Annotated in this window: 19 protein-coding genes; 13 read left to right on the plus strand and 6 right to left on the minus strand. The window is 33.4% G+C overall.

The window, feature by feature from the left end:
- Positions 1-106 precede the first annotated feature (106 nt).
- Entirely contained in the window at positions 107-2146 is a 2040-nt protein-coding gene (recG, locus tag ABWU65_RS02525; RefSeq protein WP_265042147.1) for an ATP-dependent DNA helicase RecG, read from the plus strand.
- Positions 2147-2475: 329 nt separating this feature from the next.
- On the plus strand, positions 2476-2658 hold the full coding sequence (locus tag ABWU65_RS02530) for a hypothetical protein (RefSeq protein ID WP_353280257.1): 183 nt from the start codon (positions 2476-2478) through the stop codon (positions 2656-2658).
- Positions 2659-2871: 213 nt separating this feature from the next.
- Here ABWU65_RS02530 and ykgO read toward each other — a convergent pair whose 3' ends face one another.
- On the minus strand, positions 2872-3000 hold the full coding sequence (gene ykgO / locus ABWU65_RS02535; protein ID WP_006015378.1) for a type B 50S ribosomal protein L36: 129 nt from the start codon (positions 2998-3000) through the stop codon (positions 2872-2874).
- 69 nt (positions 3001-3069) lie between these two features.
- Positions 3070-3888 carry a pyruvate, water dikinase regulatory protein gene (locus ABWU65_RS02540; protein ID WP_264375245.1) on the minus strand — a complete coding sequence of 273 codons (819 nt, stop codon included), beginning with the start codon at positions 3886-3888 and terminating at the stop codon, positions 3070-3072.
- A gap of 142 nt (positions 3889-4030) precedes the next feature.
- Here ABWU65_RS02540 and ccmC point away from each other — a divergent pair, with 142 nt between their 5' ends.
- The 4 genes from ccmC to guaA all read left to right on the plus strand — a co-directional run bounded on the left by ccmC (position 4031) and on the right by guaA (position 9498).
- Entirely contained in the window at positions 4031-4741 is a 711-nt protein-coding gene (gene ccmC, locus ABWU65_RS02545; protein ID WP_264375876.1) for a heme ABC transporter permease CcmC, read from the plus strand.
- A gap of 339 nt (positions 4742-5080) precedes the next feature.
- A complete protein-coding gene (locus ABWU65_RS02550) occupies positions 5081-5677 on the plus strand; it encodes a hypothetical protein (protein ID WP_353280258.1) in 597 nt (198 codons plus the stop codon).
- A 579-nt stretch (positions 5678-6256) separates the two neighbouring features.
- Positions 6257-7708: a type II secretion system protein GspD gene (locus ABWU65_RS02555; protein ID WP_353280259.1), complete on the plus strand. Its 1452-nt coding sequence runs from the start codon at positions 6257-6259 to the stop codon at positions 7706-7708.
- 227 nt (positions 7709-7935) lie between these two features.
- Complete coding sequence (gene guaA, locus ABWU65_RS02560; protein WP_139686404.1) at positions 7936-9498, plus strand: glutamine-hydrolyzing GMP synthase; 1563 nt, start codon at positions 7936-7938, stop codon at positions 9496-9498.
- A gap of 220 nt (positions 9499-9718) precedes the next feature.
- Here the strand turns inward: guaA and ABWU65_RS02565 are convergent, their stop codons facing one another.
- Complete coding sequence (locus ABWU65_RS02565) at positions 9719-10411, minus strand: TerC family protein (RefSeq protein ID WP_026097226.1); 693 nt, start codon at positions 10409-10411, stop codon at positions 9719-9721.
- Positions 10412-10693: 282 nt separating this feature from the next.
- On the opposite strand from ABWU65_RS02565, the gene ABWU65_RS02570 reads away from it, so the two are divergent.
- The 3 genes from ABWU65_RS02570 (at position 10694) to lepA (ending at position 15011) form a co-directional block, all read left to right on the plus strand.
- The gene (locus tag ABWU65_RS02570; RefSeq protein ID WP_353280260.1) at positions 10694-12070 is read left to right on the plus strand and encodes a malonyl-CoA decarboxylase; all 1377 of its coding nucleotides are present in this window, start codon (positions 10694-10696) and stop codon (positions 12068-12070) included.
- Between the two features lie 85 nt (positions 12071-12155).
- Positions 12156-13133, plus strand: a complete 978-nt coding sequence (locus tag ABWU65_RS02575; protein ID WP_264375881.1) for a hypothetical protein — start codon at positions 12156-12158, stop codon at positions 13131-13133.
- Between the two features lie 81 nt (positions 13134-13214).
- Entirely contained in the window at positions 13215-15011 is a 1797-nt protein-coding gene (gene lepA, locus ABWU65_RS02580; RefSeq protein WP_353280261.1) for a translation elongation factor 4, read from the plus strand.
- 239 nt (positions 15012-15250) lie between these two features.
- On the opposite strand, the gene ABWU65_RS02585 is transcribed toward lepA, so the two are convergent.
- Together ABWU65_RS02585 and ABWU65_RS02590 are read right to left on the minus strand one after the other, a co-directional pair.
- Positions 15251-16123, minus strand: coding sequence for a hypothetical protein (locus tag ABWU65_RS02585; protein WP_353280262.1), 873 nt, complete (start codon positions 16121-16123; stop codon positions 15251-15253).
- Between the two features lie 95 nt (positions 16124-16218).
- Positions 16219-16590 (minus strand): glutaredoxin, encoded by a 372-nt coding sequence (locus ABWU65_RS02590; protein WP_006015443.1) that lies wholly within the window; start codon positions 16588-16590, stop codon positions 16219-16221.
- Between the two features lie 68 nt (positions 16591-16658).
- Here ABWU65_RS02590 and ribF point away from each other — a divergent pair, with 68 nt between their 5' ends.
- The 4 genes from ribF to ABWU65_RS02610 are packed head-to-tail and all read left to right on the plus strand — an operon-like array spanning position 16659 to position 20706.
- Entirely contained in the window at positions 16659-17591 is a 933-nt protein-coding gene (ribF, locus tag ABWU65_RS02595) for a riboflavin biosynthesis protein RibF (protein WP_353280263.1), read from the plus strand.
- Positions 17588-18064, plus strand: a complete 477-nt coding sequence (lspA, locus tag ABWU65_RS02600; RefSeq protein ID WP_007301940.1) for a signal peptidase II — start codon at positions 17588-17590, stop codon at positions 18062-18064. The genes ribF and lspA overlap by 4 nt, the downstream gene beginning before the upstream one ends.
- 4 nt (positions 18065-18068) lie before the next feature.
- Positions 18069-19397, plus strand: coding sequence for a M16 family metallopeptidase (locus ABWU65_RS02605; protein WP_012481845.1), 1329 nt, complete (start codon positions 18069-18071; stop codon positions 19395-19397).
- Positions 19384-20706 carry a M16 family metallopeptidase gene (locus tag ABWU65_RS02610; protein WP_353280264.1) on the plus strand — a complete coding sequence of 441 codons (1323 nt, stop codon included), beginning with the start codon at positions 19384-19386 and terminating at the stop codon, positions 20704-20706. Before ABWU65_RS02605 ends, ABWU65_RS02610 begins: the two co-directional genes overlap by 14 nt.
- Here ABWU65_RS02610 and purN read toward each other — a convergent pair.
- Positions 20700-21266 (minus strand): phosphoribosylglycinamide formyltransferase, encoded by a 567-nt coding sequence (purN, locus tag ABWU65_RS02615; protein WP_007301943.1) that lies wholly within the window; start codon positions 21264-21266, stop codon positions 20700-20702. The two genes, ABWU65_RS02610 and purN, sit on opposite strands and share 7 nt — an antisense overlap.
- Between the last annotated feature and the right edge of the window lie 29 nt (positions 21267-21295).

A 21295-nucleotide genomic window follows, 5' to 3' on the forward strand; every position in this document is an offset into this window, starting at 1 on the left:
TACATAAAAATAGTTAATATGTCAATAATATACTTAACATAGACAGTCATAATAGGGTGACAGGATTTTAGTAAGGCTCTATTATGAATAAACGGTTTTACACAGTATGAATGTTGATGAGCAGTCAAGTGTGCTGACTTTTCTAAATAGTAAAATTGAGAATATACCAAGGTTTCATTCCGCAATATTGCCTAAACTTTGCGGTGGAGACAGAGTAATGGACTTGCTGTTTTATAGGCCGCTCAGCTATGTGGATAGAAGTAAATCACTACCTGATGCTCAAGTGGGAGAATTTACAACTTTTATGGCAAAAGTGTATGAGCACCAGCGCCCCACCGTTAGAGGTAGGCCATATAAAATAATCGTTGAAAGTGAAAGTCAGTATTTATTTATAGTTTTTTTTAATTACTCAGTTAAATATTTGTATAAATTATTTCCAGTTGGAACAGATATAGTAATCAGTGGTAAACTTGAAAAGTTTGCCGAACATTGGCAAATTACTCACCCAGATTATATGTTATCTGATATCAATCAATTTAAAGAAATAGCCTGCATAGAGCCAATTTACCAATTATGTCGCGGTATTACTAACAAGAGCATTAGAAACATAATAAGTTCTAATCTAAAAGATTTGCCTGATTTGCCAGAGTGGATAGATGAAACATTAATCAAGCAAAAGAAATGGCTGAATTGGAAAGAAAGCATCATAAGATTGCACAGACCGAGCTCACTCGCAGAAGCAGAAGTTTGCAGAGAAAGACTTGCTTATGATGAGCTATTTGCGTACCAGTTGGCACTAAAGCTTGCAAGGGAAAATCATGTAAAAAAAGAGGGAAAAGAATTTATAATATTGAGTAAATACAAAGAGCAGGTCTTAAATGAATTACCGTTCCAATTAACAAATGATCAAATTCGAGCGATAGATGAAATCTCAGAAAGACAAAAATCCAGATACCGCATGGTAAGTCTGCTGCAAGGTGACGTTGGGAGTGGCAAAACTGTAGTTGCACTCTTTGCGATGCTGAATGTGGTAGAAAATAACATGCAAGTAGCTCTAATGGCACCAACTACTATCTTGGCTGAGCAACATTATAATTGGATCGAAGAAGCTCTATCTTGTACTGATATAAAAGTTGCTTTGCTTACCGGTAAAACTGCGCGCAAGGAAAGAAAGATTATTATGAACGAACTTGCAAGTGGTATTTTAAATATAGTAATTGGTACTCATGCATTATTTCAAGCCAACGTTACATTTAAAAATTTAGGACTCGCAGTCATAGACGAACAACAGCGATTTGGAGTGATACAGAGGAATCGGTTGGTAGGAAAAGGAGAAAATACCGATATACTTTTTGTTACTGCAACTCCCATTCCAAGAACCTTGCAGCAAGCTATGTATGGTGATGTTGAATGTTCTATTTTAAGGGAAAAACCAAAATCTAGATTGCCAATAAAAACCGTTATTATGAACGTTAAAAAAGTGTCAGATATTATTCAAAGACTGAAAGATGCTATAAATAGAGGCGAAAAAGCATATTGGATTTGTCCATACATAGAAGAAAACGAAGAACTCAATATTGCCGCAGCAGAAATGCGCTTTCAGGAACTACAAAAGACATTTTTTGATAGAGTTGGAATAATACACGGAAAACTAACTCAAGAGCAGAAAGATCAAGTGATGTTTTCCTTCAAGAGAAATGAATTTTCTCTGCTTGTTGCAACCACTGTGATAGAAGTTGGCATAGATGTACCAGATGCAACTATTATGATTATAGAGAATGCAGAACAGTTTGGGTTATCGCAATTACATCAGTTAAGAGGTAGAGTAGGACGAGGAAATAAACCGTCTTTTTGTGTACTGTTATATGACAATCTCAGTAAAAGTTCGTATTCAAAGTTAAAGATTATGTGTGAGTCACAAGATGGATTTTATATTGCTGAAAAGGATATGATGCTGAGGGGTAGCGGAGATATTCTAGGCACAAAACAATCAGGGTGCATGGAGTTTAAATTTGCTGATTTATATGAGGACAGAGAATTGCTCAACCTTGCATATAATAGTGCAAAAGGTACAATAGCTAATTTTGAATTACTGCTTGATATATTTGAATATAGAAGTAGACTACATTTTTCAAAATTTCAGTAATCTTCCAAGCCATAACCTTCATGAGTAGAAATTCCTTGACAGACGGGAGTATTTAACAAACCATATGCGTCAAGTTAAGGAAAAATAAGAGTGAAGAAGAAGTTTTTACCATAAGAATAAATTGTGCAGAGTTAATAGCAGGCCCTGTAAACAAAATGTTAGCAGGTCAAATTAATCAAGGGAAGGAAGTATAAAAATGGAAAAAAAGCGGTAAATTAGCCTAATGACAATAAATATATATATAGAAGGTACCGTTTTAAAGAGCACAAAAGGAATACACAGTAAAAGCGAGAAGAAGTTGAGAATATGTATGGAAGCAGTGTGGAGAAGTGGCTGCCAATGATCAAAAATTTACCACAATTACAGAAATATACACAAGAGGTTTAAAAGGTGATGCAAAAAGGGAATTTTGGCAAAATGACTTAAGTATGCACAACAAGATTTGCATAATTGATGATCAGATGTCATTCATGCTCAGCCTATATATAGAAAAAATTCTCAAGAGGGCTTAGGGTGGAACTAAAATTCATGGACTTGTTGACGCACGTAATTAATTTCTTTTTTTTTAAGTTAATTAATGTTAACAAGCCACGTCTGCCTGTAATCATGTTAATACCAAAATATAATGTAAGAGAAGAAATGGGCAGTGCTATGCAACAATTTTTGTTTCTTTCTAACCATGCTTCCATATGAAAAACATATGACATAAAAAGGAAAACAAAAAGCTAAGAACCTTGACGCGCTTTACATCTTGGCTTTACCTTATTTATAATATAAACCTTACCACCCCTTTTCACAACTTTACAATTTTTATCTCTGTTACGATGAGATTTTAGTGACCCTTTAACTTTCATATCTACAGTAAGAATAGAATTACCTTACATTATGATCACTGACAGAGAGTTAGTCAATTGATAAATTTTTCACATTTTATTAAAATACTGTATAATTGTTGCTGATACTTCTTCGATTGACCTTTGCGTGACATCAATAATTGGCCAGTTATTTTGCTTAAAGAACTCCTCTGCTTCTTTAATTTCCTTTTCTACTTTTCTAGGGTCAGCATATATATTATTACCTTCATTATTAATTGAAGTCAGTCTATTTTTGCGTATTTCTATTAGCCTTCTTACGTCTATTGTTACTCCTATAGTCAGTTTATTTTTTAATTTTGCTAAGTCGACGTAAAAGGGTATCTCGCTAACAAAAGGAACATTTGCAACTTTATAGCCTCGGTAAGCTAAATACATACTGGTGGGAGATTTTGATGTGCGTGAAACTCCAACCAAAATTATATCGGCTTTATCAATATCTTGAATATTTTGTCCATCATCATGATTAATGGTATAGTTTATTGCCTCAATGCGCTGAAAATATTCGTTATTTATCTCAGCATGTAAGTCAAGTTTTTCGTCTTTTTCAATTTCAAGATAGGATGAGATTTCCCTAATAATGTGTGATAATATCGCTCTGTAGGGAATTTTTAGCTTTATACAATTATTTTTTAGATATTTTCTTAGCTCATCATTAGTAATAGTGCATATAACAAAATTATGCTCATCACTTTTTCTATTAATTTCCTCTAAAATTTTGTCAATCTGCTCTTCTCCTTTTACGAAAGACCAAACATATTCGATCGTTTCTACAGAACGAAAGTGTTTCAGAGCTGATTTTGCAACTGATATAACAGTTTCACCACTTGAATCTGACACTAAGTGTAGGTTAAGCTTTTTAAGGGTCATCAACGTTATACTAAAAATAATAGCAAGCAATCTGCTACTGAAATTGTGCTAATTTATTATACTACGTAAATATAGAAAAACTATCTTGTTGATAAAACTCAAACTAATTGATAAATTCTTAACACAATTATTCTCAAAACGAATGTTTTTATTAAAGCCTACAAATTTCACTTCTTTTGCTAAAAAAGCTCTACCTTGGCTTGGGGTTATTTGTTTCGCATGTTTTTTAATTGGAATGTTCTTGGCATTATTCTTCTCCCCAGGAGATTATAAACAAGGAGAAATTGTACGAATTATGTATCTTCATGTGCCTTCTGCATGGCTTGCTCTTGGAATATACGGACTCATTGCATCACTCAGTTTCATTTCGTTGGTATGGAACAATAGTGTTGCTAGTGTCTTAGCACATGCCGCTGCTCCTGCAGGGACAGTCTTTTCGGCAATATGCTTAATCACAGGTAGCATCTGGGGAAAAGGAACATGGGGTACTTGGTGGGTATGGGATGCAAGGCTTACTTCAATGCTGATTTTGTTTTTTCTGTATGTTGGTTATCTTTCATTGTGGAGCGCTTTTGATAATCAAGCAAGAGCAGAGAAATCATCAGCAGTATTTGCCATTTTTAGTGCTATAAATATTCCCATAGTAAAATTTTCTGTGAATTTATGGTCTACTCTTCATCAGCCAGCAAGTATTTTTAGAAAAGGTGGAGTAGCAATAGAAGGTTCTTTACTGCTGCCACTCATTGCAATGTTTATATTTTGTACCACACTTTTCTTAGTAGTGTGGATACTTAATGCCCTTCATTTAATTAATTTGCAGAAGATAAAGAGAGAAATCAGCATGCGATATTAGGTATATAGTTCCAGAGTGTAATGTTGTGAACAGCTACGGAAATTAAAATGTAGAGCAATCATCAGCAGAGACTGAGTGGTATAAAAAATAGCTGAAGAATGTAAAAAAGGAAGTGGTATAGATAAACCTGTTACCGATAGAGAAGGTGAAATTGATACGGGCGAACCTGTTACTGATGAAGGAGAGAATGAAAATGGAGAAATTACATCTCGAAAAGTAACCTCAGATTGTTCCAAGTATGAAAATTGTGGGCCGTATTCTCATTTTTATAAAGTTGATAATAAGATAGGTTGTCAAGGTTTTAGTTCATCTGATTTACTAAAGGAATTATATCCTGAGATGTACAGTAATCCTAAGATTGCAAAATATATAGAAGAGGGAGCAAATGGTAATTATGGTGCAGTAAATTTTAAATTTGCCTTTACAGAGGATCTTAATTCAATATCCTGGCTTGGTAATATAGAATGTGAAAAATGTGTGGATGATCAAATAGAGTTAGCGTGTCAAGAAGAAGAGATTAAGAGTTTCTGTTACCCGAACGTTTACCGTAGTAATCCAGAATTCAACAAGAGCTTTTTTTCCAGAGGAGCATGTCCTAATCTTTTTAGAGAGTCCAGTGAAACAAGTGTTGTAAAAGCAAAACAAGTTGCACCATTGATACTTGTTAATACCTTAGGACAAATGATAGATAAAGAGGGTAATAACACTAAAGTATACTATGATGCATTGAAGCGTTATCTAAATGATGATGGTAAAATCAAGGATTGTGAAGATAATCAAAAGTGTAAGGATTATATTCCAATTATGGAGAAAGTTGCATGGAATAATGATAAGGAAGTACTATTAAAAACTGCTGTTAATAATACGCAAGAAGCAAATCCTTACTATTATGGAAATGAGGATAATTTTACTTCCGTTGAATTTGGTTCTATATAAGGCTGAATTTGTCTAATTTTTTCTACACTAGACACAATTTAGTCGTATCTGAACAAATACATAATCTATATAAAGAGGACGTAGGTACCATCTGTCCTTTTAAGGCATTTATGTCAATGATATGCGTAATCCATGATTTTAAACATGATGATCCTCCTAAGTAATACAAAAAAACTCAGAAAAATGTATATAGCTATGATAGAAGTTATCTATACATAAGTACAATATACTTTAACTAGAGATTATAAATTAATGAAGTTGAAAAGTCTGCAGACGAAGATAGATTTCGAGCTCTAGAATATCTTCACTATCAAAATAACAAAGCTGTCAAAATTTGTCAAGTAATTTTTATCGCAACTGTACAAACATTGCACAGGACAAATTTAAAATGCTGTAAAATGGTGTCTGTTCAGACGCATGTGAAACCAGTGCTTCTTTTCATCCCACTTCCATGCGGCTAAACCCTTTTCATAATCTCCTATCTATCATTTCTTAAACCACTCCCCTGAACGGATACAATTAAATACATTTTTAACATTTTTATAGAAAACTATTAGTATAGATTTGTATGCTGCCCTCATGGCTATTTTAAAATGTTTAATACTCCTTTTCATTATTTCTTGTACACATCTACCTAACAAGCAAAATTCTGTTAATATAGACAATTATAAGCACGATTATTCGTTGCAACAATATAATACTCCTTTGAAGAATAACGAACCAGCAATACCAGAAATGATACCTTTACCGGTAGAGTTTCCCGATCTTACAACCAGTAATCAGTTTCTTTCGATTAATGTTGATGAAAAAGTACCAGTAAAGGATTTACTGATTGAGATAGGAAAACTTTCTGACGTTAACTTAGACATAGATCCCAAAATATCAGGTAATATTATTTTAAAGCTAAAAGATAAGAACATAAACGAAGTAATTCAGAATATAGCCAACAGCGCCAAATTGCGTTACTCAATGAATAATGGTGTAATTAGAATTGAACAAGATTTGCCATATGCACAAAATTATTACGTAGACTTCATCAATATTCAACACTCTGCTCAAAGCAATTTTGTCGTTAGTGGCAATGTTACAAGCAGCGATGCTGACAGGAATGTTAGAAAGTCTCAATATAGCAGTGACTTATGGAGTTCATTAGAAAAAGGCTTAAATGCAATAATGGATGTTAATGGAGTGGATGATGGTGAATTTCTTTCATCCAACAGAGAAGCTGGTGTCATTATTCTAAATGCTAGAAAAGATATTCACAAAGCTGTTGAAGAATATATTAATAAAGTTAAGAAATTGGCGTCTTCTCAAGTAATGATCGAGGCCAAAATAGTTGAAGTTGTATTAGACGATAAATACCTTTCTGGTATCAACTTAAATGATTTGCATAATGAAACAAAATCTATAACAAATCAAGATAGTTCCATTACTAGCCTGGTAATGAACTCTGATTTAGAAAATTTAGTAAAAACTTTAGACAAGTTTGGCACTTCAACCGTAATTTCAAGCCCTAGAGTACATGCTATAAATAATCAGCAAGCAATGATTTCATTTACTAAAAACCATATCTATTTTACTTCCGATATACAGAAAGATACCGGAAACTCCAATCATGCCTTAATTACCAAGATGAATAGCACTCCAATAGGTGTGGTGTTAATAATCCACCCAAGCATTAACATTGATACTAACGAAATATTTATGGATATACACCCAACCTTATCAAGAATTAACAATTACACTAAAGACCCAAATATAGAATATGTCGCACAACAGAATAAAATGAAATTAAATAGTGACATTCCAATTATTGAAACCAGAGAAATGCACTCTACGTTAAAAATTAAGAGCGGCGAAGTTATGGTAATTGGTGGGCTTATAGAGCATAGAAAAGATAACCAAAACTTATTGCATCAAAAGTCAAAAAAACTGGCTAAGACAGTAGAAACCGTCATCTTCCTGAAAGCAACAATCGTACCAACACTTGGTTTATTAGATATAAAAGATAGGAATTTATATATATATTAAACGTATCCGTTCAGGCAATGGCATCAACTTAAGGAAAGATGTTGGGGTTGCTATTATGATAAGAAGAGAGTATCAGAATGATAATTAAGACAGCTTAATCATAAATCTGTTGCAGTAAATTTAAGTTACTTTAGTCATATATTAAAGTTTTTAAACAGGTCTTAGTTTACTTACTTTATTGTTTTCTTTATTATCAAATATTGCTTTAAATAATATGGAGGAGCACATTGTCAGCAATTGCCGTTATTGATTTTGGTTCACAGTTTACACAGCTTATTGCAAGACAAATCAGGGAAATGGGCGTTTACTGTGAAATATTTCCAAGCAATATCGATTTCGAAACAGTATCAAAATTCAATGGATTTATTTTTTCTGGAGGACCGCAATCTGTAAATGACAATTGCTCTGAAGTAAGTGAAGTAGCACATAAAATTATAAAACTTAACGAAACAATAAACACTCCTATACTTGGAATATGTTATGGACAGCAACTCATTTGTCATTATTTCGGGGCAAAGGTAAGAAAAGAATTCAATCAGGAATTTGGCAAAACTAAAATCAAGATACTAAAAGAATCCCCAATTATAAAGGATACTTGGAACGTTAATTCCGAAGTCGATGTGCTAATGAACCATGCAGACAGTGTCGAAACTATACCGCAAGGATTTACTGCTATTGCCTCAGGTATAATAAATCAAACAATCGCAATAATTGCCAACGAACAGCGGAAGATTTACTGTACTCAGTTCCATCCTGAAGTTAAGCCTACGACAAATGGTAGTAAACTTCTCTCTAATTTCTTAGATATTGCAAATTGTGAGAGAGATTGGACAATGAAGTCATTCGTTGAAAAACAGAAGGAAAAAATTCAAAACTTAGTGGGGGAGAAAAAAGTAATTGCTGCAGTAAGTGGGGGGGTTGATTCAAGTGTTGCAGCAGTTCTTACACACAAAGCTATAGGAAAACAATTAAACTGTATTTTTATCGATACTGGGTTATTGCGTAAGAGCCAGACCACTGCTATGTTAAAAGAAATTCCAATAAATTACGTTGATAAATCAAACTTGTTTTTAAGTAGGTTAAAGGGAATAACTGATCCGGAAGAAAAGCGAAAAATTATCGGCAATACTTTTATCGAAGTATTTGAAGAAGAGGCAAAAAAAATAGGTGATGTGGATTTTTTAATGCAAGGCACCATTTACTCTGATGTAGTTGAATCAGGGCACGCTTCAGGAAACACTAGTACAATTAAATCTCATCACAATGTTGGTGGGTTGCCAGAAAAAATGAATCTGAAACTAGTAGAACCTTTACGCTATCTCTTTAAAGATGAAGTAAGGCTGCTTGGCAAAGAAATTGGGCTTTCAGATGAGATAATATTTCAACATCCATTTCCTGGGCCTGGACTTGCAGTGAGGATCATAGGTGAGGTTGATGAAGAAAAGGTACGAATATTGCAAGAAGTAGATGAAATATATATCAACACAATGAAAAATTATGATCTGTATGATAAAATATGGCAGGCTTTTGCTGTACTGTTACCAGTAAAAACTGTGGGAGTTATGGGAGATAATCGTACATACGGATATGTTTGCGCTTTAAGGGCTGTGACTTCATCTGATGGCATGACAGCTGATGCATTTCCATTTGAAAATAAAGATCAACATTCGTTAGTATTTTGGAGGTTTTTGCAAGACGTCAGTAGTATAATTGTTAACAAAGTTTCCGGAGTAAATCGAGTTGTGTATGATTTAACTTCCAAGCCACCAGCAACTATTGAGTGGGAGTAGCAATAATTTCATTCCAGTTTCAGCTACTCGAATCACACCAAAGAGGCTGGTTGCATAACTCAAATTTTAAGGAAAACTATTTAATGTCATTCCAGCGCGTAACGCTGGAATCCAGAAAAAAAGAACCAGTGTCAGCTACTCGGATGACATCGAAATGTTCGTACAGATATTCGTCACACACCGGAATAAAAATTAGACTTTTGCCTTGTGCAAAATAATTTCAAGGCCGCATTGTCTTTATTTTGCTTATAGCTTCCACAAGCACTGCAAACATAAATGAAGAATACAAATATGCTTTTGGTAGTTCTATGTGAAGCCCTTCAAGTGTTAGATATACACCGACGAGTAAAATAAATAGAATGGCAATTACTTTTAAGCTTGGGTTGGATTTTATTACCTGAGCGGTATAATTTGATGAAAATAGCATCGCTAATATGGAAAATGTAAATGCTATGGCAATGATTATCATATTGTGAGTTAATGCTATGGCAGTTAATATTGAATCAACCGAAAAAACTAAGTCTATTAATATAATTTGTAGCACAACTAAAAAAAATTGTGATTTAACATTTGCCTTTGTTTTGTTCTCCTTATGTACAAAAATTTCGCTCCATAACTCTATAGAACTTTTAACAATAAGGAATAACCCTCCTGCAATCATAAGTAAATCCTTTACTGAGATATCTAGCGATACAGCGTGAAATATAGGCTTTTGCATTGATAGTATATATGATGTAAAAAATAGTATTACAAAACGCATCAATAGCGCTAAGCCAAAACCTATAAGGCGGGCTCTTTCTCTCAGCAGATTTGGCACCTTATCTATTGCTAGAGAAATAAAGATTAAATTGTCTATACCAAGTATAGTTTCAAGTAGCGTAATTATCAATAAAGTCCAAGCATCAGCTAGCATTTTCATTCCAAAGTCAGATTTTGTACTTTACAATAGATGTGTAAAAATTAAGTAACTTCGACTAGGTAATTAAAAAATCAGCCTTACCCGGAAAAGAAAGAGGCAAAAGGGCATTTTTATAATAAAAGTACTTTTGTAAGAGAAATAATGAAATTAAAAATCTAACTCTCTTTACGAAAATTTTAAATAGATTGTAAAATAGTTGTACCATGAAAATATATGCCTTCTTTATAGACTAAGATTTTTCTTTAAATTAAGATAGATACACGATAAAAGGAACATATGACAAAAGAATCATTAGCAAAAACTGATATAGTAAAAGTTGAAGATAAGAAAGCAACAAAGGGATTTTTTAAAATATTAGGTGAAGTAGCAGATGCTGTAAGGTCATGGGTTGGCAATATTGGCCCTGATTTAAGTAGTAGTCGCGATGTCGATAGTTTAGTCTTGAAGATGAACGAATGCTTAAACCCAAAGGGGGGTGAAGTCTCAGCACGTAAGAACACCGTATCTCTTGGTAATTTGTACTTGAGTTTATCAGAGGCAGGTCAAATAAAATTTTTACAAACCCTGGCAGAAAAGTTCAATCCGGATAAAACGAAAATAGATGAAGAAATGAAAGTATATAAGAAAAATCAAGATTCTGAGTCGAGCTATAAGTTTGAACAAGACTTAATAAAAGTCCTTGAATCACCACGCTCTAAAATATTGAAGCAGTTTATCTCCTTACCGGAGGGCCTTAAGTTTATTGTTGATATGCGTTCTGATGTACTCAAGCTGAAGAATCAATATAAAAGTCTAAGTCCACTAGAAAACGAATTAAAAAGTATACTTTGTACTTTGGTTGATGTTGATCTACTTGATCTTCATCAAATCACCTGGGATTCACCTGCATCATTGTTGGAAAAACTTATAAAATATGAAGCTGTACATAAAATTTCCTCTTGGGGTGACTTAAAAAACAGACTAGATTCTGATCATCTCTGTTTTGCTTTCTTTCATTACAAAATACCAAATGAACCTTTAATTTTTGTAGAGGTTGCATTGATGAATGAGATTGCAGATAGTATTCAACACGTTTTGGACGAGTCAGTTCCTTCAAGTGACCCAAGCAGTGCAAGTACTGCTATATTCTATTCAATATCAAACACTCAAACTGGTTTATCTGGAATTAGCCTCGGTAACTTTTTAATAAAGAGAGTCGTAGAAAAACTATCCCAGGAATTTAAAAGCGTGAAAGTGTATGCAACTCTTTCTCCAGTTCCTGGATTTACAAAATGGCTAAAAAATCAAGACGTAGCTTTATTAGGTAAGCTTAATATAAAACAATCAAGTGCAGAAATTTTAGAAAGCATAAAAACTAACGTTGAATGCGAAAAACAGTCCCTACTGAAACTTTGTGCACATTATTTGCTAAAGGTTAAAAGCAGTGGTGGAGGTGCTTATGATCCAGTAGCACACTTTCATTTAAGCAATGGTGCATCAATCAAACAAATCAACTGGATGGCTGATACTTCTGAAAAAGGCATTAGTCAGTCAGCCGGAATAATGGTGAATTATCTGTATGAGCTGCCTAAAATAGATAACAATCATGAGAATTATATGATTAATAAAGTGATTTCTCATTCAAAAAAAGTGTCAGCTATGTTAAAGGAATAATAGGAAGTGCGCAAGCATATAGAAAGTGCTAACATTCCCTAATGTTTATGTATATAATATTAAATAGTTTTATGAGGTAAAATGTATGGTTTTGGAAAAGCTTCAAGATATCATAAAAGAACTAGATGAGTCAATACAGAGCAAGTCGATAGTAAAGTCGCCTGTATCTGATAATTTAGTTAATGATATTAAAGAAAGCCTGGAGCTAATTAAAAAACATCCTGATCAAGAGAAAAACATAAAAGAAAAGCTTATAGGAGCAGGTTTTATTGTTCAACACGAGTGTTGGGATAGCTTTAAACACTCTTTAGCTAATAATGAGCCTTTAAGTGACAAGTATGATGTTGTAGTAGCTTATGAAAATTTAAGTATAATAGTAGAAGCTTTAAAGTTGCTTAATAGTGTTAACCGGAGTGAAGAAGAACTTAATCAAATTACATCACTTCAGAAAAAAATGAAAGAAGAGTTAGAAAAAATGCAACAACAAAGTGCAGAAAGGCAAAAAGAATTAGAAAAGAAAATTGAAGAAAAGTTTAGCGAGTACATAGAAAGCGGCACTATTGATGCGGTATCAATTACAAAGCATGGGGATAAAAATCTTCTTTATGCAACAATTAAGCTAAAAGAAGACAATAAAAGCACAGATATTAAAATAAGCGAATTTTTAAATAGTGAATTTTGTAAAGAAAACAATATTGCCGGTTTTCTTCTTTCAAGTGGAGATCAAAAAGAACCTATCAGTGGCTACATACATGAGGGGGTTAGATATTATAATTTAGGTACTGCAGCTCAATATGGAATAAAGTTTAACTGGTATGTAGACGGAAAAGAATTTAGCATTACATTAGGTGCTAACAGTGATGGTAGTATTAGAATAATAAGTGATAGACCAACTGATGCGGATTTAGAAAAAAATAAAGATGTAAGAATTAAAGTTGGTAATGATTACCTAAGCCTTGCTGATGCAGTAAAAACATGCAAGCAGGAAAAGAATGAGGCAAGTAGCAAACTGAGTCAACCATCAACTACTGAATACTTCCGACCAGTACAGACGCCAGCTTAATGTTTTCAGCAAAAAGGAAGATAAGTAATTGCTCTTGTAATACTTAAAATGTAAAATAGATCTACTTAAATAAGTAGATCTATGAACAATATAAGAAATTTTGCAATAATAGCACATATAGATCATGGGAAGTCAACTCTTGCTGATCGTTTGATAGAAGAATGTAACGGTCTTGAGACAAGGGAAATGACCAATCAGGTACTTGACTCAATGGATATAGAGCGTGAACGCGGAATCACAATCAAAGCACAAACGGTAAGACTCAATTACACTGCAAATAATGGTAATAAATATTGCCTCAACCTCATGGACACACCAGGTCATGTTGACTTTTCATATGAAGTCAGCCGAAGCTTAGCCGCATGTGAAGGCTCACTTTTGGTAGTAGATAGCAGCCAAGGAGTTGAAGCTCAGACCCTGGCAAATGTCTACAAGGCAATTGACAATAATCATGAGATAATAGTTGTGCTTAATAAAGTCGATCTTCCTGCTGCAGATCCAGAAAGGATAAAGCTTCAGATTGAAGAGGTAATCGGAATTGATGCAACTGAGTCAATTTTGATATCGGCAAAAACTGGTCTTGGGATAAAGGATGTACTTGAAGCTATAGTGACAAAACTTCCCGCTCCTCAAGGTGATACAAATGCTCCACTGCAAGCAATTTTAGTTGATAGTTGGTATGATCCTTACCTAGGAGTAGTAATTTTAGTGCGAGTTAAAAATGGAGTACTAAAAAAAGGCATGAGAATCGTTATGATGTCTAATAATGCTACATATCAGGTCGATAATATCGGTATTTTCACTCCTAAAAAAGTTATGACTGGTGAACTTTCAGCAGGTGAAGTTGGTTTTATAACTGCTTCAATGAAAGAAGTAGCTGACTGCAAAGTAGGAGACACTATTACTGAAGAGAAAAGGCCGTGCAACAAGGCATTACCTGGCTTTAAAGAAGTACATCCTGTAGTATTTTGCAGTATTTTTCCCAATAACACAGATGATTTTAAATATTTAAGGGAAGCACTAGAAAAATTACATTTAAATGATGCTAGTTTTACATTTGATGCTGAAACGTCAAATGCCCTAGGTTATGGATTTCGTTGCGGTTTCTTAGGAATGCTACATCTTGAAGTCATTCAAGAAAGACTCGAAAGAGAATTTGATTTAGATCTAACAGCAACTGCACCGAGTGTTATATATAAAGTTGAAACACAAAATGGTAAAGTTTTAAATATCCATAACCCAAGCGATATGCCAGACCCTACAAAAATTGAAATAGTGGAAGAACCGTGGATCACTGCAACTATAATGGTACCTGATCAATATTTAGGAGAGATTCTATCTCTGTGTGAAGAGAGGAGAGGAGAACAGCAGGATTTATCTTATGTTGGTAATACGACAACAGCACTACTGAAGTATAAATTACCGCTGTCTGAGGTTGTTTTTGATTTTTACGATAGACTAAAATCAATTTCCAAGGGATATGCAAGTTTAGATTGGGAAATATCCGATTATCAGGAAAGTCAGATAGATAAATTAAGTTTTTTAGTTAATGGAGAACCTGTGGATGCGTTAGCCTGCATTGTTCATAAAAGCAGGGCAGAAAAAAGAGGCCGTGAAATATGTGCACGTTTGAAAGACTTGATACCACGCCAGCAATATAAAATCGCGATTCAAGCGGCAGTAGGCGGAAAAATTATTGCTAGAGAAACGATTAACCCGTATAGAAAAGATGTAACAGCCAAGCTCTATGGTGGAGACGTTACACGAAGGATGAAGCTGCTTGAAAAGCAGAAGAAAGGTAAGAAAAGATTGCATTCTGTAGGAAACATAAACATCCCACAAAATGCTTTTATTGAGGCTTTGAAAATAAATGATTAATATATATTCAAAAACATAAATTTAAAGAACTAAGTGATATTTTCTCAATAAATTTACTGACATTGATATGGGTAAATTTGAAATAGCTATGTGAATTTGTAAAACACTATATAAGATACCATACAACGAAATCATCCCAGTGTTAAACGCTGGGATGACAGAGAGCAGCTCAATTGCTCCACTCAATCAGTAAAAATCAGATATATGTAGACATTGGCTAAAACCATTCCAACAACATTTTAGTGAAACTTAACAAGCTTATCTATAGTTTTAGTGATGATTCTTGGAGTATTTGGAGAGACTTCTGAGCCCAGTCTATTTAACCGCTCTATAGCAAACCCGCTGTTCTCATTTATTATGAAATCACATAAAATATTTTCTATATCTTTAATAACACTTTCATGCTTTCTCAGAGGATGGTTATTCGGATATCTATGAATGGTTTTGATGCTAGAATACTCAACGAAAGCTTGATCTTTAAAAGCAAGTTGTCTCAATTTCTCTTTGAATTTTTCTTCTTCATCTCTTGCTAAAAGGCAAGACTTTATCAGTGATTTTATAATCGAGTTTATAGCCTGATGTATTTCAGAATGCACTATAACTTTGATGATATTTTCTTCCACTATGCAATCATAAGTGCTTTTTTCGCTCTTTAATGACTCTATAAGCATTTTGCTATTTTGCGAATTCAATTCCAGATTCTCTTCACTTATAGGAGTCATTATAAAGGTATTCTTATTTACCCTGATGTAAAATTGTGGCAACCCTTTAGAACAGGCAAATGCTACATCCTTAGACTCAAGTGCGTGATTGTATGAAGAAGAAAGGGTGCTTGCTATAACGCTACTTGGTACTTTCATTCCATGATTACTTAGGTGATTTAACACATTCTCAACATCATGATATGTAAAACCTGTATCTTTTATCAATTCAACAACTTCTATGCAATTGTGTTGTTTATACTCTATTGTCACTTCTTCTGTAAAAAGAGTTTTAGCTGCTATATGCTTATCAAGCACTGTGAAAATCTTGATGAAACTCTCTAAATCTTGTTTGTTAATTAATTCAATACTAATTAAGTTTTTGCCAACAATTATAATATTTTTTATCATTTTTTCCCACTAAAAAAACTCACTAGATGAATTGTATTTTTAATTCATTAAAAATTGTTTAAAGTGGGTATGCCAGCAACAGTAAGACAAAAAAATCACATAAAATCTTCATTATGTATTATATTACATCCCTCGTGTTCATCACTGCCGCTTGTGTAAGCTGTTGCATTAATGCTATCTTCATTGTTATTTAACATATTATCCAACTTTCCTTCTTTTTCAAGATCCATCAATTTGTCACATCCAGCAATATGATGTACATAATCACCATTTTCATCAGTAATAAAAATTTGTGGAACTGTCCTGACGTTATATTTTGATTTTATACCGTCAAACAAATCCGAGTTTCTAAGTACATCAATTTCTTCGTATTTCACACCTTTTTCATCCAATAACTCTTTTGCTTTCTTGCAGAATGGGCAGTACTTCTTCACATATATTACAACTTTTCCTTTAGTGTTTTTCACGATTTATCTCCATAGTTCATAAAATACAACTATTATATATAAAAAATATATATAAAATATCAAATTGTATGAAAATTATTTACAACTGTGAGCAAGGGATAAAAGATAATGTGGCACTAACTTTCGGAAATTTCGATGGCGTTCATTTAGGACATAAGTTTGCAATTTCCAATCTAAAGAAGGTAGCACAAGAAAGAGGATTACCCTCTGCAGTTTTAACTTTTGAGCCTCACCCATCAACTGTTTTATTTAGTAGGAACAATTTTAGGTTAATAGACCAAGAACAAAAAAAGGAACTAATCAGCAGCTATGGTATAGATTACTTGTATATTATTAATTTTAATAGAGGTTTTTCTGAGGTTAGCTGCGATGACTTCATTGGTAAGATTTTGGTAAAGAAGTATGGTGCTAAACATATAACTGTTGGAGAAAGTTGTACTTTTGGTCACAAACGATTGGGTAACATATTAACTCTAGAAAAATATTCTCAGATGTATGAATATTCTTTAACTAAATTAGAGCCATTGATAATCGATAGAAAAATTTGCTCTTCTTCCTCAATCAGAGAGTGTTTACAAAAAGGCGAAATAGAAATTGCTAATAAATTGCTTGGTAGGTCTTATCAAGTTTCTGGTATTGTAACAAAAGGTGCATGTAGAGGTAGAGAAATAGGGTTTCCAACCATAAACATTCCGATAGAAGATTACATGATAAAACCTAAGCTTGGTACATATTACGCCAAAGTTGCATTTTCTGAAAATAGTTCAAGTTGGCTATATGGAGTAGTCAACATTGGTATGAGACCTACATTTAAGGACTTAAAAAAACCTATAGTAGAAATGCATATATTTGACTTCAACGAAAATGTATACAATTTTAAGGTTGACATACAACTTTTAAAATTTATTAGGGCAGAAAAAAAATTCCATAGTATTAACGAGTTAACAAAACAGATAGACCTTGATATAATGAAGGCTTACCAGTTAAAGATAAACTTATGAAAAGGATATGTTTAGTTATTATATTGATTATAGTATCATTCGATCAAACAAGTAAATTGTATATAAACTCATTGATTGATGAGGGGGAGTCAATCGAGATTACTAGTTTTATGAAATTAGTTGAAGTTTGGAATTCAGGAATTAGCTTTGGAATGTGTAGTACTCTGCCGCATGGCAGCTTCTTTTTTTCGGCATGTTCAATATTAATAATTGGTATACTTGCATACTTGATATATAAATCTAATGATAAGTCAATTTACCTTAGTTTTTCTCTGATGATTGGTGGAGCGATCGGAAATGTAATTGATAGAATCTATTGGGGCGCTGTATATGATTTCATATATTTTCATATCAATGATTGGTATTGGCCAGCCTTTAATTTAGCAGATCTATCTATAGTTTGTGGAATGTGTACATTGTTATATAAGTGGTATATATATGATAGGTCTATCTCTAAGCAAAATGAGGAATGAAATAATGCTTCGCAAATTCTTTAGTTTTTTTATACTATCTGTGTTTTTTTTCATTTGTCCGATTTCTTTGGAAGCTGAAATCATAAAGCATGCTAAGCTCAGTAACGGATTGGATGTTTATGTAGTACCTAATCACCGAATTCCAGCTGTTTTTCATGCAATAATATATAAAGTTGGGGGAATGGATGACCCAATTGGCAAAGCAGGATTGGCTCACTACTTTGAACACTTAATGTTTGAAACTACAGGAAAATTTAAAGACATAGAATCCACTTTGGGCAGCATTGGGGCCCAATTTAATGCTTTTACCACTAAAGAATACACCTGCTACTACGAATTAGTTCTCAAAAAAGATTTACCACTAGCAATGGAAATTGAAGCAGATAGAATGGGCAATTTTGATGTTACTCAAGACAAAATAGATAGAGAAAAAAATATCGTATTAGAAGAAAGAAAGATGAGATTTGATAATAATCCTGAAGCTTTACTATGGGAGGAAATGAACAGTGCATTTTATCGTAATGGTTATGGTAGGTCTGTTATTGGTTGGGAGAGCGATATTAAAACTTACAATCAAGATGACATAACAAGGTTTCATGATAACTATTATCATCCAGGTAATGCTATACTGCTCGTTGTTGGTGATGTAGAATTTGAAGAAGTAGTGGGATTAGCAAAGGAAAAATATGGTGCAATTAAAGCTGAGCCTGTAGTGAAGCATTATCCGAACCAAGATTCAATACATAATGCAGATATATCGGTAATTTTAGAAAGCACTGAAGTAAAAGAGCCAGTTTTATACTTTCGCTATAGTGTTCCTTTATTTGAGCAAATAAGTGAAACTTTTCCTGTTGATTTGGCAGTTGATGTTTTGGGGAATGGCAAGTCTAGTAAGCTATATAAAGATTTAGTTCTAGATAAGAATGTAGCAGTAGAAGTGTTTGCTTATTATAATAGCTTAGCTTTTAGTAATGGTTACATTGAGATTCGGGTAACTCCAAAAAGCGGGGTGAATTTGGATGCTGTTGCAAGAGAGTTAGAAAATTCTATTAATCACTTTAACTCTGAAGGAATAACAAGTGAAGAGTTGCAAAGTACAAAGTCTAAATACAAAGCAGCACAGCTTGATAATCTATCTGATTTAACTAATATAGCAATGTTTTATATACCACGTCTAGCACTAGGTATTCCACTTGATGAAATAGACATTTCATATAGCAAAATTAATGATGTCAATCTAGAGGATGTAAATAATAAAGTTCACGCTATCTTTTCTACTAATAAATTAGTTGGTCGTTTGCTACCAAAAGGAGGTAATAATGAAGATAAGTAAATATGTATTTCTATTTTTTTTCTGTCTAGGCTTTAATTTGCAAGCAAGCAGTCACTTAAATATAGAGGAGGTTACTACTAATAAAGGATTTAAGTTTTTATTTGTTGAAAACCATGATCTACCAAAAGTTTCACTTAATATATCATTCAAAGATGCAGGTTGTGTGTATGAAAGTGCAGAAAAGCAGGGGCTTGCTTGGTTTACTTCTCTTGTAATTCAAGAAGGAGCAGGAAAAAATGATGCCAAAGATTTTGCGAAAAAGCTTGAGGATAAAGGAATTAGTTTAAATTTTACTGCTAGTTTAGAAGCATTTAGGGTTTCATTAAACACTTTATCTGAGAATCTAGAGGATGCAATTTCACTACTGAGTGATGCTATAATGCGCCCTAAAGTTGATCCTGAGGGGTTAAATAGAGTATTCGAAAAAGCCAAAGTAAACTTTAATAATTTTGAAAAAGACCCTTATTTTATTGCTGCAAAAGAGTTAGATACATTGTTGTTCAAAAAACATCCTTACTCAAGAGATCCATATGGAACTCTAGACACTATAATGAACATTACTAGAGACGATGTTTTAACATACATAAAGCGTAGTTTTACTAAGGATAATATCGTTATTAGTATTGTTGGTTGTGCAACAAAAGAAGAAGTTAGTACGCTGCTCGATAAATATTTATCTAAGTTACCATCAAAAAGATCGAAAGTTAGGAAGGTATCTGTAAAAAATGAATTTGGGCCTGCAGAAAGTAAGAGCGTTTTTATGGATATACCACAGAGTGTAATACTTTTTGCTCAAAAAGGCATAGCATATGAAGACCCTAATTACTATAATGCTAGTGTTTTGATTAATGCGCTTGGTGGTATGAGTCTAAACTCAATACTGATGAAAGAGTTGAGACAAAATCTAGGTATTACTTATGGTGTTAGTGCACGTAATGTTCCTAATAAGCATGGAAATATTATATCTGGATTTATGAGTACTGATAGTTCCACTGCTAGCAAAGCTATATCAGCAGTAAAAGATACATTTAGCAGAATAAAAGAGGAAGGAATTGACGAACAATTATTCAAGGATGCAAAAACCAGTTTAGTAAATAACCTTATCTTCTCTTTTCTATCCAATAATGCGAATACAGCAACGTTACTGGATAGTATGCAGATAGATGATCGTGATATTAACCATATAAATAATTATGCAAATATCATTAATGATGTTCAATTGGAAAAAGTAAACAAGCTGGCAAGTTCTTTACTGAATCCTGAAAATTTATTTTTTGTTGAAGTTGGAAGAAACGCTCAAGGTCAATAGTTAATACCTTCTACTATTGATCTTACTGCTTTTACATAACACTTATGCTCTTCAGCTAGAATGCGCTCTGAGAGACTGTGAACATCATCATTTGGTAACACTGGAACAGTAGCTTGAGCGATTATGGCTCCAGCATCAATTTCAGGAGTAACATAATGCACAGTACATCCTGTAATTTTTACACCCGCTTTCAGAGCTTGCTCCTGAGCATTTAGGCCCTTAAATGACGGAAGTAAAGAGGGATGAATATTTATAACTTTGTTATGCCATTTATTCAGGAAATTGGCCTTTATAATTCTCATAAACCCTGCAAGGCAAATTAAATCAACCTTATGTTGAACAAGTATTTCATGAATTTTATCAGTATCAAGTGGCTTATCTTCAACAACAAACGCTGAAACTCCTGCTTGCTTTGCTATTTTAAGGCCTCCAGCTTCACTATTATTTGTGATAACACACACAGTTTCAGCAGGGAAATTCTGATCTTGACATGCTTCTATTAAAGCCTGCATGTTTGATCCTCTACCTGAAATTAGTATTCCGAGTTTTATCTTTTTCATTTTAGTGCAGCCGTAAGAATGGATATTAA

This window comes from Wolbachia endosymbiont (group B) of Silvanus unidentatus, from assembly GCF_964028615.1.
Taxonomy (GTDB): Bacteria; Pseudomonadota; Alphaproteobacteria; order Rickettsiales; family Anaplasmataceae; genus Wolbachia.

Coding starts and splice junctions, on each gene's coding strand:
- ABWU65_RS02555 (WP_353280259.1), top strand. CDS start 6,257: ATGGCTATTTTAAAATGTTTAATACTCCTTTTCATTATTTCTTGTACA.
- ABWU65_RS02585 (WP_353280262.1), bottom strand. CDS start 16,123: ATGATAAAAAATATTATAATTGTTGGCAAAAACTTAATTAGTATTGAA.
- ABWU65_RS02575 (WP_264375881.1), top strand. CDS start 12,156: ATGGTTTTGGAAAAGCTTCAAGATATCATAAAAGAACTAGATGAGTCA.
- ABWU65_RS02540 (WP_264375245.1), bottom strand. CDS start 3,888: ATGACCCTTAAAAAGCTTAACCTACACTTAGTGTCAGATTCAAGTGGT.
- ABWU65_RS02610 (WP_353280264.1), top strand. CDS start 19,384: ATGAAGATAAGTAAATATGTATTTCTATTTTTTTTCTGTCTAGGCTTT.
- lepA (WP_353280261.1), top strand. CDS start 13,215: ATGAACAATATAAGAAATTTTGCAATAATAGCACATATAGATCATGGG.
- ykgO (WP_006015378.1), bottom strand. CDS start 3,000: ATGAAAGTTAAAGGGTCACTAAAATCTCATCGTAACAGAGATAAAAAT.
- purN (WP_007301943.1), bottom strand. CDS start 21,266: ATGAAAAAGATAAAACTCGGAATACTAATTTCAGGTAGAGGATCAAAC.
- ribF (WP_353280263.1), top strand. CDS start 16,659: ATGAAAATTATTTACAACTGTGAGCAAGGGATAAAAGATAATGTGGCA.
- ccmC (WP_264375876.1), top strand. CDS start 4,031: ATGTTTTTATTAAAGCCTACAAATTTCACTTCTTTTGCTAAAAAAGCT.
- ABWU65_RS02570 (WP_353280260.1), top strand. CDS start 10,694: ATGACAAAAGAATCATTAGCAAAAACTGATATAGTAAAAGTTGAAGAT.
- recG (WP_265042147.1), top strand. CDS start 107: ATGAATGTTGATGAGCAGTCAAGTGTGCTGACTTTTCTAAATAGTAAA.
- ABWU65_RS02565 (WP_026097226.1), bottom strand. CDS start 10,411: ATGCTAGCTGATGCTTGGACTTTATTGATAATTACGCTACTTGAAACT.
- lspA (WP_007301940.1), top strand. CDS start 17,588: ATGAAAAGGATATGTTTAGTTATTATATTGATTATAGTATCATTCGAT.
- ABWU65_RS02550 (WP_353280258.1), top strand. CDS start 5,081: ATGTACAGTAATCCTAAGATTGCAAAATATATAGAAGAGGGAGCAAAT.
- ABWU65_RS02605 (WP_012481845.1), top strand. CDS start 18,069: ATGCTTCGCAAATTCTTTAGTTTTTTTATACTATCTGTGTTTTTTTTC.